Origin of the sequence: Microcoleus sp. B6-A1, from assembly GCF_036705085.1 — a bacterium.
GTDB lineage: Bacteria > Cyanobacteriota > Cyanobacteriia > Cyanobacteriales > Microcoleaceae > Microcoleus.
This window is the reverse complement of sequence record NZ_JAUBTU010000139.1, coordinates 1-13,998: the sequence shown is the minus strand read 5'-3', so window position 1 is coordinate 13,998 and position 13,998 is coordinate 1. Positions and strand designations below refer to the sequence as shown.

The following is a 13,998-nucleotide window of genomic DNA, read 5'->3' as shown; positions in this document are numbered from 1 at the left end:
ACGGTGTTGTTAACGTTTGTAAAGGGGTTTGACGACAGTTAAACTGATGAGTGTGATTAGGAAAGCTGATGAGAGGAGAGACAGGGGCGAAAAAAGCCGATCGTTGCTAGGTAGATCGAGATGACAACTTAATTATGCCCGCACCAACTCCAACCGATATCGGTACAAAGCCACAGGATGCCCGCCCGCAGCAAAATAATCCGGGTCTTGCGGCGACAAATAAATCGCTGTCACCTGATCTGCCTCAATTCTTTTACTCGCAGAATCGCCATTTTTCCCGCATCCAACAACTCGATAAGCCGTTGTTGTCTCCACCTCATTTAAATAAATATCAGACTCTCCCCGAAAAATCTGCTGAGAAATCTCTGTAGACACAAACTCGCGAGGATTCGGCGTCTCAGTTCCCCGACTGGTAACAATTGAAATTAATTGGCGTTCCCCTTTCAAAACAGTAATTTGGCGGTTGGGATTGGTCGGATCGACTTTCACCGAAAGTACGCCACGATAGCCTAAATAAGCCTTGGCAATATTCAAACCGTTAAAAGTGCGATCGGCTACAATCTTTTGAGCATTTTTAAATGTATAATTAGAAATTAACCCAAGATTTTTTTCAGGTTGAAATCGCACTTTAAATAATATCGGCTGCTGCAAATACTGGCGGTTGCTTTCAAACCCTGGCGTGACAATATTTGGCGCTAAAGGAGCGGCTAAATCCACCAAAGTGCTAGCAACATTCCAATTCCCCGCCATCCAGTCGGGATATACCAAATCTCCCTTAGCTACAGCGATAGGAGGCTTGCTTTCCCAATTGGGAAAACTTGATATGCGATCGCCCAAAACCCCTGCCCTCGCACCGCCACCCCACAGCAACACCAGCAAAACCAGACAAAAACCCCAAATTCCCTTCATACCCAATTACATTCAAACAACTAATTTTCTGTCTCTCTTTCTCTTCTCTGCGTTCTCTGCGCCCTCTGCGGTTCATTAATTCAAAAATCAGACAACAAATCAGTTAAACATCATATTTTATACCATTTTCATAAACAGGCAAGATGCCTGTTGCACAAAAATAAATGTTCTGCTTGTGGGGAGTAGGGGTTGGGCATCCTGCCCGCCCCCAATATGCAATTTAAAGGTGGAAAAACCTATCTTTTAAAGAGCCTCAACAGGTGCCGGTTCCCAAACCTCCCCGTATTTTTCCTTCAAGTCGTGCCAATTTTCCACCTGTCCTGGTTCGTATTCCCCCGGCTTTCCCCACTGCAAAAACGCGCTCAAAGCAGCCTCATTTTGTTCGTCCAGAAAACGGATTGCATAAGTAGTGAAATTGCCTCTTTTAGCTTCGCCCGTTTCAAACTTCACCTGTTTGATTTTGTCCATATTTAGGTGAAACTCAAATATTTCGGCGTGCATATTGGCATATTTACCCTTCGGCAACTCCGCATAAAACAGCTTGTGAATTGAACCGCGCACTTCCAGCACAGCCGCGCTGCTAGTCACGATTAAACGCAGCGTTCCCAATTGTTCGCAAGCTTCCAAGAATTCTTTCAGGTTAGGCATAATTTAATTTGGAAATTGGGTATAGGGTATTGGACTTTGAGCATTAGAACCAACAACAACTAACAATCAACCAATGACTACTGACTACTGACTACTGACTACTGACTAATGACTATGTTTCGTGCAGTTCGTAAGCAGCGACAATCCGCTGCACTAGAGGATGTCGCACCACATCCGCCTGAGAGAATTCGCAGAAAGCAATGCCCTCAACGTTGCGTAGAATGTTTTGGGCAACTGACAATCCCGACTGTTGGTTTGGCGGCAAATCTGTTTGAGTGATATCCCCCGTCACTACCATTCTCGATCGAAAGCCCAGACGAGTCAACACCATTTTCATCTGAGCCGGCGTCGTATTTTGAGCTTCGTCCAAAATTACGAAAGCATTGCTGAGAGTGCGCCCCCGCATATAAGCTAGAGGAGCTACTTCGATCAAGCCTCTTTCCATTAAATCGGCCATTTTTTCAGGGTCGATCATTTCTTGCAGGGCGTCGTAAAGCGGGCGCAAATATGGATCGACTTTTTGCTGCAAATCTCCCGGCAAAAACCCTAATTTTTCGCCAGCTTCCACCGCTGGCCTGGTTAAAATCAGCCGTTCGTACTGCTTGCTCAACAGCGCTTGCACGGCGAAAATAGCAGCTAGAAATGTTTTGCCAGTACCAGCGGGGCCAATGCAAAATGTCAGGTCGTGCGTGCGTACTGCTTGGACGTATTGCCGCTGCTTGAAGGTTTTGGCTCTAATTTCTTCGCCGCGGCGGGTTCTGGCGAGAACGTCTCGCTGCAAGTCTTGTAAATCGCCTTGGCGGTTGCTATCCAAAGCTTGGCGCGCCGTCTGGATTTCAACTCCGGTAATATTTTTGCCGGATTTCCAATAGTCGGAGAGCGATCGCACTAATTTATGACACAATTCTACTTGACTTTTTGTGCCAGAAATCAGCAGTTCTTGCCCTCGCATTACCAGGGTAGCACCGGTTTGCTTAGAGATCATTTTCAGGTTTTCTTCTTGATTACCGGCCAGCGACATTGCACTTTGAGTGCTCGGTAACTCTATTGTTAGTTTTTCATTCATGCCAACATAATCTCCTCCAAATAAGCCATTAAAAGTTAACAACTAAACGTTCAACCCGTCACTATTTGCGAACAAAAAGACGCCCGTTACTAGGTTTTACCTAGTATCTAAGGCGTCTTTTAGATTTAGCTCCCAAATGAGTTTGGTGCTTGAGGCACAAATCAAATCTCCCTTCTATTAAGTCAGGCAATTTTAGATTTTAGATTTGAAATTTTAGATTTTAGATGAACCTGATGCCGCTGACATTTGAAATTTTAAATTTTACATTTGTTTCCGATCGCAAAACCGGCAATTTCAAACCAAACGGGGCTTGTAATACAAACTCTACAACAGGCAATCTAAAATCTAAAATTCTTTCTGGTTTCTGCAGTTAGTTAATAACCGGGAGTATTTCTGCTCGTTCTAAACGTAGGTGTGTTAGTACGGCGAGGTTGTTCTCTCGGAGTTCTGCTAGCCAAGGGACTCGGCGACGGAGGTGGCGTCCGGGGTCGGAAGTCGCCTCGCGGCTCCCGCGAGCCACGATCTGGGCGGTCGCGATCCGGGCGATCGCGATCGCCCCTGGGCGGGCCAGATCCACGATCGCCCGCTTCGCCATCGTATATATCTAAGTAGAGGGACTGACCAGCCGTCTGCGCCACCGCTTCGAGCGTAGTTCTAATCGCCTGAATATTGCGTCCGCCCCTACCGTAAACCCGGCCTTTGTCGGGATCTTCAAAAGCCAGCCTAACCCAGACCCGCGATTGGCGCGGGTGCAGTTCGCAATCAACCCGCAAAGAGCCGGGCGTCTCTAAAAAAGGCCCAATTAAAAACTTAACCAGTCCAGCATAGTTGGGACTAGCTGACTGTTGCTGTGCTGGATTCAACGTTAGCTCCGGCTCCGACTTGTTCAAATACATGGGCTTTTCTCAGGATGTCACGCACGGTGTCAGTTGGCTGAGCGCCGTCTTGCAGGCGCTTGACAATCGCTGGAACATCCAGCCTGGTTTCGTTATTTCTGGGGTTGTAATAGCCGAGCTCTTCTAGGGGACGGCCGTCGCGGCGAGTAGAACTGTTCATCGCTACAATCCGGTAGCTTGTCTCGCGTTTTTTCCCGTATCTCTTCAATCGCAGTTTGATCATCTTCTTGCACAATAGTCTTGTTCCAATTCTAAGCTATTTTGTCAGTGCTCCTTCCTCGAACCCCAACTCAACCCCTATTTCTTAACCTCCGACCAAAATATCGCTACGATTTGCAGCCCCCAAGGCAGGTCTGGCGCCGTCAATGTGTGGCGTAATTGCTACTGGTAAAATCGATGCAGTTCCCCACTGCTGCACCAATTTTTGCAAAAATATATCTTGCTGCGCTCTCAAAGAGTCCCAATCGGTGCCGCGATTAATAATTGCAAACCAAACTAAACCCCGATCGCGCGTGGGTATGGCTCCCGCCAAAGCAATCACCGTGTCCAAAGTACCAGTTTTCACCACAGCCGATCGCGGAATGTGTCGGTATTCCAAAGTTCCTTTATCGCGCCCGGACACCGGAAACAAGTCAGCAATCGTCAGCCCAGTAGTCTGAAGGTTGCGGGCGATCGCCTGCATCATCCCACAAGCCGCCCTCGGAGACATCTGATTTTCCACTCCCAATCCCGAACCGTTAACTAATTGAAGTTCCTCCTCCGGCACCCCCGCGGCCCAAGTCGCTTGCTGCTGCACTATTTTTGCCCCGCCCAAATCGTCGGTCAGCATCTGAGCCATTTCATTGTCGCTGTGGACGTTCATCTGCTTGAGAATTTCGGCTAAAGGGAGCGATCGGCGCTTCAGCAGCAAACGCCCCGAAGTCACAAATTTCTCAGCAATGACGCTGCCGGCCACCGTTACTTGAGGCTTTCTAGTTCCGGGAGCCATCTTAGAATACATTGCCACCACGTCCGCAGGCCAATTGCTACCCTCAAGAGCTTGCCGCAGTATCTCCCCCGCCACCAAAGGATCGGACTGGTAATTCATGCGAAAATTGCCAGTCACCACCAAATTGCCCGCCACACGATTGATACCCATTTGATTGAGAGCATTGCCAACGGCGATCGCCTCCTCCCACACAAACAGCGGATCGCCCCCGCCGCTGACCACCAAATCTCCCTGCAATACACCATTCCTAATCGGCCCCGTTGCTCGGAACCGCGTTTCAAACTGATAATCCGGGCCCCAAGTTTCCAGCGACGCCAGAGAAGTCGCAATCTTAGTCAGCGAAGCCCCAGGCATCAGCGTCTTGCCTTGCTGACTTACCAGCGGCACCATTCCCGCTTGCACCCAAATTCCCTGATTTCCATCAATCAGGTTTTTGTCTTTCAACTCTTTTAAATATTCCCGCACCGTCGCTTCTGCGGGCAAGTCTGGATTTGCCCCATCTATTCCCCCAAAAGCCAAATCTTCGGCCACCACTAACCCGGGTATCCCTCCCCGCCAAGCCAGCACGGACGCAGCATTAGGCGCGGCACTGCCTACCCCAGCCATGTCCAGCCACAGAGACATCATCCCTGAGCTAAATAAATCCAGCATTTTTTACTCCTAAAGTCAATCGATTTTAGATTTTAGATTTTAGATTTCAGATTGAAGAAAGCGCTCCCACTGATAAATCCGGGGGCAAGTGATGAGGATGGGGAGCTTTTTTTTCGCTCCACGGATGAATCCGGGGTTTCCGGACTAAAGTGCTTGCGGTCATGTAAACTATTTCATTGATTTTTTCAATTTGCAGTCAAAAATAGTAAAGTAGTGACAAAACAAGTTCTATCAGAGTAGTCGGAAATAAGAATTGTCCGATCGCCCTTGCGAGCGGATTTTAGTTTTTTATTCAGACTTGTGGATTCAAGATCCTGACCGAAAGACGAGACGCAAGCCCCGGGCTACCGACATGGGGATAAGTCGGTAGCGGTTTCAACCGCCGTGTATAATCAGCACAAGCGAAAAGTGAGTAGGAATAACATAAGAGCGCATTGAAGTACCCTAGTATGGAGCAATCCCAGCAACGGACAGATCCAACTAGATTTGGAATAGTTAAAGGGCAAATAATGGCAGGGTATGGAGCGTTCAAACTTAAACATACGAAGGACTCAGAAAGTATACGCAATCTCAGTTTTAAGCTGTTTGAGTGAGTAGAGGGATACTTGAATGTCCCGTTGTCGCCTTGATTGGTGGGCAAGAATCCCCCGGCTTTAGACGTGGGGAGGTTCAATTCCTGGTAGAATTTTTAGTGTTTCTCAAACATTGGTCAATGGGATCGACACGCGCAAGAATTGCAATAGACGCTATGGGTGGGGATCATGCCCCCGCCGAAGTTGTAGCTGGAGCGCTTAAGGCACAAGAAGAATTAGGCGTAGAGATTTTGCTTGTGGGCGACCCACAGCAAATAGAAGACTCGCTCCGGCAACAAGACGCGATCGGCCGCGTCTGTACAGGTCAGCTAGAAATCGTTCCTTCAGAAGGAACGGTGGAAATGCACGAAGAACCTTTGAGTGCCCTCAAACGCAAGCCCAACGCTTCGATTAACGTAGCGATGAACTTGGTAAAGCAGCAGCAAGCTGATGCTGTGGTGTCCGCCGGTCACTCCGGCGCGGCAATGGCTGCTGCCCTGCTCAGGTTGGGCCGGCTCCCCGGAATCGATCGCCCTGCGATCGGTGCGGTTTTGCCGACAATGGTACCGGGCCGCTCTGTACTCATTCTCGATGTTGGCGCTAATGTGGACTGCCGCCCCAAATTTTTGGAGCAGTTCGCTCTTATGGGAACTATTTACAGCCAGTGCGTTCTCGGCGTCGCCGAACCTAAAATCGGCCTGCTCAACATTGGCGAAGAACCTTCTAAAGGCAACGACGCCGCAGTGCGAACTCACCAGTTATTGGTGGACAACCCGAACATTCCTTTTGTGGGCAATGCCGAAGGCCGCGACGTGCTGTCGGGGAAATTCGACGTGATTGTCTGCGACGGGTTTGTCGGCAACGTGTTGTTGAAGTTTGCCGAAGCGGTGGGCGAAGTCGTCGTGCAAGTGCTGAAGGAAGAATTAGTCAAAGGACTCCAACATCAAATTAACGATCCTCTGCTGCAAAAAAGCTTGCAAGGATTTAAGCAGCGGGTAGACCACGTTGAACACGGCGGCGGTTTGCTATTGGGCGTTGCTGGAGTTTGCATTATCAGCCACGGTTCGTCTCAAGCTGGCTCGATTTTTAATGCCATTCGTTTGGCGAAGGAGGCTATTGACAACCAAGTGCTGGAGCGAATTCGATCGTCCAATAACCAAAGCGCTCTGGAACAAGAAGCTGTGAATTAGAGGCAGTAAGTAGGAATTAAAAATTAAAAATGTAAAATTAAAAATGTCAGCTTAAACCAACTGTTTTGCTTAAAAAAGAGTAATTTCAGCAGTTTAAAAAATAATTTTAATTGGTAGTTTTTAATTTTTAATTTCTAGATGGAACAGCGAGTAAATGGAGAGGAATGTTGCAGCAATCAGGGTTCGGCATTGCCGTCACGGGTAGCGGTTCTTGTACACCGCAGGTTTCGCTGGATAATAACGGTTTGAGTCAGATAGTAGAAACGAATGACGAGTGGATTGGCGCGCGGACGGGTATTCGCTCCCGCAGGCTGGCGGACGATCGCACTTCTTTGTGCGATTTAGCCACAGAGGCATCTCAAAAGGCGATCGCCATGGCAGAAATTTCGCCTACAGATATCGATTTAATTATTTTGGCGACTTCGAGTCCTGACGATTTGTTTGGCACTGCCAGTAAAATTCAATATCAGTTGGGCGCGACAAAAGCTGTGGCTTTTGATTTGACAGCAGCTTGTTCCGGCTTTGTTTTTGGTTTAGTTACAGCCTCGCAGTTCATTCGGACAGGGGTTTATCAAAATGTTTTGCTGATCGGAGCAGATATTTTATCTCGCTGGGTAAATTGGTCGGATCGGGGTACTTGCATTCTATTTGGAGACGGTGCAGGTGCGGTGGTATTACAAGCTTCAGAAGTCGATTCCTTTTTGGGATTTGAAATTCGCAGCGACGGCACACAAAATTCGTCTCTCAATTTGGCTTACAAAGCCGAGTCAAAAGAATTAATTGAGGGCGTCAGCGTCGCAGTTGGTGGATTTGAACCCATCACAATGAATGGTCAAGAAATCTATCGCTTTGCCGTGAGAAAAGTGCCGGAAGTCATAGAAAAAGCTATGTTTCGGGCAAATGTCAGCGCTGCTGAAATTGACTGGCTGTTGTTGCACCAAGCCAATCAGCGGATTCTCGATGCAGTTGCCCAAAGGCTAAAGATTCCCCCCGAAAAAGTAATCAGCAATTTGGCAAATTACGGCAATACCTCCGCGGCTTCAATTCCCCTTGCCTTAGACGAAGCCGTGCGTCTGGGTAAAGTTAAAGCGGGCGATACTATTGCTGCTGCTGGTTTCGGTGCAGGTTTGACTTGGGGGGCTGCGATTTTTAAATGGGGAAGGTAATACCATTTTCGATTTTAGATTTTAGATTTTAGATTGGGAATTACTGAGGAACTATGGGTTTGGAGCTGGTAAAGCAGTTTCATTCTTTTTGGGAACTGGTATAATGTTTGGCGGCTTTAAACTTTGGCTAATGATTGTGGGGAGTGCGACCGTTGCATAATACAAATCCTTTAACAAGCCATACATAGGGCAAGGGGCGCAGCCGTACTCCCTCGGGACAGGAGTTCTTGACAAGCCCGCCCTGAGATTGAAAATCCTCTATTCTTTGATCGACTTTCCCCGGCTTGAAGGTTAAAAATTTTGTTACGGCTATTAATTAAATTAAAGTAGCAAAAAAAATATAAACCTGGTAAAAATCGCAATTATATGTTATAATTGTGAGTCGCGAGTAGATAGTTCGTTAACCGAAAGATAGCGGATACCAGCGAGCGAAGTTAGAAGCGGGAAAGAAAGAATTTTTGCAATCACCAATTAGCAACCACCAATTAGCAGATTACCGGAAAAATGACTAAAACAGCATGGGTATTTCCCGGACAAGGTTCCCAGGCGATCGGGATGGGTGCAGACTTATTAAACTTGCCAACAGCCAAAGCCAAATTTGAGCTCGCTAAAGAAATTTTAGGCTGGTCTGTCCCGGAAGTTTGCCAAAAAGAAGAAGCAAAACTATCTCGGACTCTCTACACTCAGCCTTGCTTGTTCGTAGTAGAAAGTATTTTGGCCGACTTAGTGCGAGAAAAAAGCGATCGACCAGCGGTAGTTGCCGGTCACAGTTTAGGAGAATACGTTGCCCTCTACGCAGCAGGCGTCTTTGACTTTGAAACCGGATTGCGCTTAGTCAAACGCCGCGCCGAACTCATGGATACTGCCTCCGGCGGCCAAATGGTGGCTTTGATCGGGTTCGACAGGCAGGAACTAGAACTGCAAATTCAATACAGCCGAGATGTGGTGCTGGCAAACGACAACAGCGAAGCACAAGTCGTGATTTCTGGAACGCCCGCAGCAGTAGAAGATTTGCTTGCCAAAATCAAAGTCAAACGCGCCGTTAAATTGAATGTTTCCGGTGCGTTTCACTCTCCCCTGATGGCCGGGGTGGCGGCCGAGTTTCAACTAGCCTTAAAGTCTGCAAGGTTTTCCGATGCTAAAATGCTGGTGCTCTCGAACGCAGAACCCTCAGCCACTACCAGCGCAGCCACTTTAAAGCAGCGGTTGACTCAGCAGATGACCAAAGGCGTGCGGTGGCGAGAAATTTCCCTGCAATTGCCGCAACAAGGAATCGATCGCGTAGTGGAAATTGGCCCCGGCAAAGTTCTCACAGGTTTGATCAAACGCACTTGTCCCGATTTAGCGCTGGTAAATGTGAGCAGTTTTGCCGAATTGCCCGCTTAATCTATTTTTAGCCTGTTATTAAACGGCAGGTTATAAAATTGAGAGTTAACAGGCCTGAAGATTGCCGAAAAACAATTTGCACAACAGGCAAATCCGAATATTGCCTGTTGTGCAAATTGGGGATAGACGATCCAGACATTTAGACAATATTAATCAAAAATCGAGAAATCGATCGACCTGACCGAAAGCATCCAGGATACCCGCCACGTGATTCATCCGTCCAGAAATAAAAAACCTGTATCCGATAAAGGAGCCCCCGAATTTATCTCGCGCAAGTCAATGCTTCAATTCTTTAATCTAAAATCTAAAATCTAAAATCTAAAATCGATTGACGGGGCGATCGACAAATCCTGATATACACTAGGCATAAAAACCAAGCTTATCTGGTACTTATATGAAAAAAGTCCTTTACTGGTTGATGGGCGACAAGGCAGGCAGAACCATAGTAGGTGCCTGGAACTGGATGTGGGGACTGCCCGTGGAATCCGGCGGCCAGGTGTCGGTGGCGGTAGCCGAAGAGTCACTGCGATCGATGCAAGAATCAGTGCAAAAGCTAGCAGTCGCAGTCTCCACCCAAGTTGCAGCCTACCAGCGCGCCAAAACTAAATATGAAGAAAAAGTTAGGGAAATGCAAACCGTAGAGCGCCAAGCCATCACAGCCCAGCGCAACGGCAACGAAGAAGCAGCCCGCTTGGCAATGTCGAAAGTAATTCAGACAGAACAAATTCTGCCGCAGTTAGAAGCCCAAGTAAAACAAGCCGAACAGTTCGTGAACTCTTCCAAAGACAAGCTAAATCGAGAACGGATGAAGCTGGAAGCTTACAAAACCGATATGCAAAATATGAAAGATATGGCTGAGATTAACGAAGCCCTCAGAGCCATATCCAAAGTCAACAACGACCTCAGTATCGATTCAGCTCGATCGCAATTTGAGCAAGCCAAAAACGCCGTCCACGGCCGCCACCTCAAACAGCAAGCTTTAGCAGAAATATCTGAAAACCCCCAAGAAAAAATTCAGGCAGAATTAGAAAATATGACCTTAGACGATGAAGTTAATCGCAGGCTACAAATGTTAGACGACTCCAACAACAAAGAACTTCCAAACTAAGGAGAGTTTATGGCTAAGAGTGGGCCTCCCCCCATAGTTTTTATTCTGTTATTTCTGTTGCTCGCCGCTGGCGGTTGGTTCTTTTTTCTCAACAAACCAGCATCGCAAGATGTTAGTAACAATCCCCCCACTCCCACACCTGCAGGCGATGGCGTCCCACTTCCCGTCGCACCCGTAGTTGGCGGCGCTTCGCCTGTTGCAGCTAGTTCCTTTGCGCTTCCAGCTTCTGTTCCTGCGGGTACGGCGGTGAGAATTGACGGTTCCACCAGCATGGTGACAATCAATCAGAACCTCAAGAACGGCTTTCAAGGCAAATTTTCCGGCACGAGAGTCGATACCAAAGCGAACGGTTCTGAAAAAGGAATTCAGGATTTGGCGGCGGGAACAGCCGATATTGCAGCGGTATCGCGACCTTTGACGGCTCAAGAACAAGGTCAGGGTTTGGCAGCGGTGCCTGTTGCCCTAGATACGATCGCCCTTGTAGTTGGCATTAACAACCCCTTCAAAGGAGGTTTAACTTCCGCTCAAGTTCAAGATATCTTCAAGGGAAATGCTCAAGACTGGTCGAAAGTCGGCGGCCCGGCAGGCCCGATTAAAGTAATTAACAGACCGGCAGTTAGTGGCACTCACCAAACGTTTAAAGAACAAGTGCTCCGAGGTGGCGAGTTTGGTACGACGGCAAATATTACCACGCTCGATCGAGATGCTACAACTCCTCTGCTGCAAGCTTTAGGCAACAACGGTATTGGCTATGCGACTTTCGCTCAAGTAGCCAATCAGAGAACGGTGCGTGTTGTTCCCGTTAACGGTGCGACGCCGGATGCGGGTAACTATCCTTACAAGCGGCAGTTGTACTACGCTTACAAAAATCCTCCTAGTCAAGCAGTTAAGGATTTCTTGGGCTACGCGACTTCTTCGGAAGGACAAAAAGCTATGCTGGCCGGAAATTGAGCCTTTGCAAAGAATTCGCCAGAATAAATTCGGGCGCTACAGAAGCTTGCAAAGCGGTTTCAACCGCCGAATCATCTAACAGCACGACACGCATAAACACGGATACACTGATGATAGTCAACTTAGCCAATTAGCTAAACAGTCCGATCGCTGGGCCTATCCGTGTATCCGTGTCAAAATCCGTGTAGTGCTTCTTTTTTGATTGCTGAACTGATAGGCTAATATTCGATGTAATTTAAAATTTAAGGTTTTTCTGTGAGCAAAAGTCGCGAACCAGTCGAAAGTTTACTTCTCTACTATTTATTCAAATGGTCAATTGTCAGCCCGATGCTGCACCTGTACTTTCGGGGCCGCATCTACGGTGCAGAAAATGTTCCGACAGAAGGGCCGGTGGTGGTAGTCAGCAATCACGCCAGCGATTTTGACCCGCCGATTTTGTCGAATTGCATGAGGCGGCCCGTCGCATTTATGGCGAAGGAAGAGTTATTTAAAGTTCCTATTTTGAAGCAGGCAATTACGCTTTACGGTGCTTACCCAGTCAAGCGGGAAAGTGCCGATCGCAGTGCAATTCGCTCGGCGATCAACTCTTTGGAAAATGGCTGGGCGACGGGTGTATTTTTGCAGGGAACTCGCACGCCGGATGGCAGAATTACTGAACCGAAATTAGGTGCTGCGCTGATAGCTGCTAAGGCAAAAGCGCCGCTGTTACCTGTTAGCTTGTGGGGAACTCACGCCATTTCGTCCAAAGGTTCGGCAGTGCCGCGTCCGGTGCCGCTGACGGTGCGAATTGGCAAGCTAATTGAAGCGCCCGGTTCGTCGGATCGCGAGGAGTTGCAAGCGCTGACTCAAAGATGTGCGATCGAGATTAATGCGATGCACGATTTGGGGCGCTGATTTTATAAATTTTGTTGCTGTTTTTCAGGTTATATCTACAGATAGATGAATGCTGAAGATAAACACCGAAAAATATCAATATAAGTGATTGAAAACAAGCTCAATAATTAGGCTTGAATTTGAGTTTAATTTTACAGGGGATAAGAAGAAAGATATGGTAACAAGCAGTCAAACCCGCGCGTTGGGATTGTTTTCTAACCGCGAAGATGCCGAGCAAGCTCTAACAGAATTGAAATCTTCGGGGTTTCCAATGGATAAAGTTTCGGTTGTTGCTAGGGAGGCAGGCGAGTCTGTAGGGGATACTCAAACGATCGCTCAAGTGGGTGATAAAAATCTAGACACAGGAGCAGGAGTGGTAGCAGACACTCTGACAAATAGTGCTTTAGCCACCGTGCTAGTGGGTCTGGGAAGTTTAGCTATTCCCGGAATCGGGCCGATGATTGCAGCGGGGACTTTGGGCGCCTCACTGGTGGCTAGCGTAGCAAGCACTGGCGTCTCGGCGGCGGCTTTCGGTGGAGTGGTCAAGGCCTTGACTGACTTGGGAATTCCCGAAGAAACAGCTAGAATTTACACGGATCGCCTGCGGGCCGGCGATTATTTGGTAGTAGTAGATGGCGCTGAGGATGATATTAGTCGGGTTCAAGGGGTTTTCAGCAGTCGGGGCATTCAAAATTGGGGCGTTTTTTAAACAGGAATTGTGCACCAAGCTCTATCTGTAGGGCGATGCACACCTCACCATTGGTGAGAACAATCAGCTCAAATTTTGTACCCGAATTTTCTGTGAAAATTAGCGGCTCGATCCCCCCTAACTTAAAAAGGGGGGAACCGGAAACGGTCTGTCGTCTGCCGGAAAGCATTCATTCATTCATTCATTCATTCATTGCCCACCCCCTCCCTACAGGTAAATTATTGATTTTTATCGCTCATCTTTTGATGCTGAGGCGGTGACATAAGCGACAGCTAAAGGCGAAATTTTTTCTGTAACTGCTGCGATAACTTGGCGATCGAAGTCAGTCCAAACTCTGGGGCGATCGAACATACAAGGCTGCAAAACCCCCCACAATAAGCCGTCAGCACAAAGGTGAGCGTGAATCAAAGCTCGATGTCCGAACTCTTTTGCCTCAAAATTTTTGTTGACTACTTCAGGATTTGCTGTTTCAACATCCTCAACAAAAATCGACGGTTCAGTTCGCAAAGCTGCTGCAAACAAAGGGTCTTCTTCCCCTAAAGATTCTGGTTCTTTTTTCCATTCCGCGTCCCCAATCTCTGGAAAATTAGAGTTGCGACGCCAGCAGTAAGGTACTCTGCCCCTTTGCGTTTCAGGATTGCGGAGGTAGAGAAAGACCCGATCGCAATTTAACACCTCGCCTAAAGCCGGCACCAAAGCCGAAAAAACAGCATCCGGTGTTTTGGTGTCACTCAAAATTTGCTCTAGAACTTGCGGCAGAATTTGCTCGGTCATTAACTTTGGCTCTTGAAGTTCATATACTGATTTTAAACCCACATTCCGCACCCCCAACTGGCACATACGCGGATTGAGGAAGTAAAAGTGAATCATCGGAGATAATAATGA

At 47.8% G+C, this 13,998-nt stretch carries 14 protein-coding genes; 7 read left to right on the top strand and 7 right to left on the bottom strand.

Annotated features, from left to right (window positions below):
• Positions 1-132 precede the first annotated feature (132 nt).
• The 6 genes from QUB11_RS29730 to QUB11_RS29705 all read right to left on the bottom strand — a co-directional run bounded on the left by QUB11_RS29730 (position 133) and on the right by QUB11_RS29705 (position 5,158).
• Positions 133-909, bottom strand: a complete 777-nt coding sequence (locus tag QUB11_RS29730; protein WP_333207181.1) for a DUF6816 family protein — start codon at positions 907-909, stop codon at positions 133-135.
• Positions 910-1,152: 243 nt separating this feature from the next.
• On the bottom strand, positions 1,153-1,557 hold the full coding sequence (locus tag QUB11_RS29725) for a ChuX/HutX family heme-like substrate-binding protein (protein WP_333157197.1): 405 nt from the start codon (positions 1,555-1,557) through the stop codon (positions 1,153-1,155).
• Between the two features lie 112 nt (positions 1,558-1,669).
• Entirely contained in the window at positions 1,670-2,623 is a 954-nt protein-coding gene (locus tag QUB11_RS29720) for a PhoH family protein (protein ID WP_333057402.1), read from the bottom strand.
• Between the two features lie 374 nt (positions 2,624-2,997).
• The gene (locus QUB11_RS29715) at positions 2,998-3,486 is read right to left on the bottom strand and encodes a KH domain-containing protein (protein WP_333085049.1); all 489 of its coding nucleotides are present in this window, start codon (positions 3,484-3,486) and stop codon (positions 2,998-3,000) included.
• Entirely contained in the window at positions 3,458-3,742 is a 285-nt protein-coding gene (gene rpsP, locus QUB11_RS29710) for a 30S ribosomal protein S16 (protein ID WP_333085027.1), read from the bottom strand. The genes QUB11_RS29715 and rpsP overlap by 29 nt, the downstream gene beginning before the upstream one ends.
• Positions 3,743-3,823: 81 nt before the next feature.
• Complete coding sequence (locus tag QUB11_RS29705) at positions 3,824-5,158, bottom strand: D-alanyl-D-alanine carboxypeptidase (protein WP_333207180.1); 1,335 nt, start codon at positions 5,156-5,158, stop codon at positions 3,824-3,826.
• Positions 5,159-5,870: 712 nt separating this feature from the next.
• On the opposite strand from QUB11_RS29705, the gene plsX reads away from it, so the two are divergent.
• The 7 genes from plsX to QUB11_RS29670 all read left to right on the top strand — a co-directional run bounded on the left by plsX (position 5,871) and on the right by QUB11_RS29670 (position 13,113).
• Positions 5,871-6,920, top strand: coding sequence for a phosphate acyltransferase PlsX (plsX, locus tag QUB11_RS29700; protein ID WP_333207179.1), 1,050 nt, complete (start codon positions 5,871-5,873; stop codon positions 6,918-6,920).
• Between the two features lie 164 nt (positions 6,921-7,084).
• The gene (locus QUB11_RS29695; protein WP_333207178.1) at positions 7,085-8,086 is read left to right on the top strand and encodes a beta-ketoacyl-ACP synthase III; all 1,002 of its coding nucleotides are present in this window, start codon (positions 7,085-7,087) and stop codon (positions 8,084-8,086) included.
• Positions 8,087-8,590: 504 nt separating this feature from the next.
• On the top strand, positions 8,591-9,472 hold the full coding sequence (gene fabD, locus QUB11_RS29690) for an ACP S-malonyltransferase (RefSeq protein ID WP_333207177.1): 882 nt from the start codon (positions 8,591-8,593) through the stop codon (positions 9,470-9,472).
• A gap of 394 nt (positions 9,473-9,866) precedes the next feature.
• Complete coding sequence (locus QUB11_RS29685; protein WP_333207176.1) at positions 9,867-10,580, top strand: PspA/IM30 family protein; 714 nt, start codon at positions 9,867-9,869, stop codon at positions 10,578-10,580.
• Positions 10,581-10,589: 9 nt separating this feature from the next.
• Entirely contained in the window at positions 10,590-11,531 is a 942-nt protein-coding gene (locus QUB11_RS29680) for a phosphate ABC transporter substrate-binding protein (protein WP_333207175.1), read from the top strand.
• A 255-nt stretch (positions 11,532-11,786) separates the two neighbouring features.
• The gene (locus QUB11_RS29675) at positions 11,787-12,425 is read left to right on the top strand and encodes a lysophospholipid acyltransferase family protein (protein ID WP_333039474.1); all 639 of its coding nucleotides are present in this window, start codon (positions 11,787-11,789) and stop codon (positions 12,423-12,425) included.
• A gap of 154 nt (positions 12,426-12,579) precedes the next feature.
• Positions 12,580-13,113, top strand: a complete 534-nt coding sequence (locus QUB11_RS29670; protein ID WP_333207174.1) for a hypothetical protein — start codon at positions 12,580-12,582, stop codon at positions 13,111-13,113.
• A 228-nt stretch (positions 13,114-13,341) separates the two neighbouring features.
• On the opposite strand, the gene QUB11_RS29665 is transcribed toward QUB11_RS29670, so the two are convergent.
• The coding region (locus QUB11_RS29665; protein WP_333207173.1) for a GAF domain-containing protein at positions 13,342-13,998 on the bottom strand (657 nt) is incomplete at its 5' end.

What these genes read in the sequence shown, in the direction of transcription:
- QUB11_RS29685 (WP_333207176.1), top strand. Translation starts at nt 9,867, where the DNA reads ATGAAAAAAGTCCTTTACTGGTTGATGGGCGACAAGGCAGGCAGAACC.
- QUB11_RS29695 (WP_333207178.1), top strand. Translation starts at nt 7,085, where the DNA reads ATGTTGCAGCAATCAGGGTTCGGCATTGCCGTCACGGGTAGCGGTTCT.
- QUB11_RS29725 (WP_333157197.1), bottom strand. Translation starts at nt 1,557, where the DNA reads ATGCCTAACCTGAAAGAATTCTTGGAAGCTTGCGAACAATTGGGAACG.
- QUB11_RS29670 (WP_333207174.1), top strand. Translation starts at nt 12,580, where the DNA reads ATGGTAACAAGCAGTCAAACCCGCGCGTTGGGATTGTTTTCTAACCGC.
- rpsP (WP_333085027.1), bottom strand. Translation starts at nt 3,742, where the DNA reads ATGATCAAACTGCGATTGAAGAGATACGGGAAAAAACGCGAGACAAGC.
- fabD (WP_333207177.1), top strand. Translation starts at nt 8,591, where the DNA reads ATGACTAAAACAGCATGGGTATTTCCCGGACAAGGTTCCCAGGCGATC.
- QUB11_RS29680 (WP_333207175.1), top strand. Translation starts at nt 10,590, where the DNA reads ATGGCTAAGAGTGGGCCTCCCCCCATAGTTTTTATTCTGTTATTTCTG.
- QUB11_RS29730 (WP_333207181.1), bottom strand. Translation starts at nt 909, where the DNA reads ATGAAGGGAATTTGGGGTTTTTGTCTGGTTTTGCTGGTGTTGCTGTGG.
- plsX (WP_333207179.1), top strand. Translation starts at nt 5,871, where the DNA reads ATGGGATCGACACGCGCAAGAATTGCAATAGACGCTATGGGTGGGGAT.
- QUB11_RS29720 (WP_333057402.1), bottom strand. Translation starts at nt 2,623, where the DNA reads ATGAATGAAAAACTAACAATAGAGTTACCGAGCACTCAAAGTGCAATG.
- QUB11_RS29705 (WP_333207180.1), bottom strand. Translation starts at nt 5,158, where the DNA reads ATGCTGGATTTATTTAGCTCAGGGATGATGTCTCTGTGGCTGGACATG.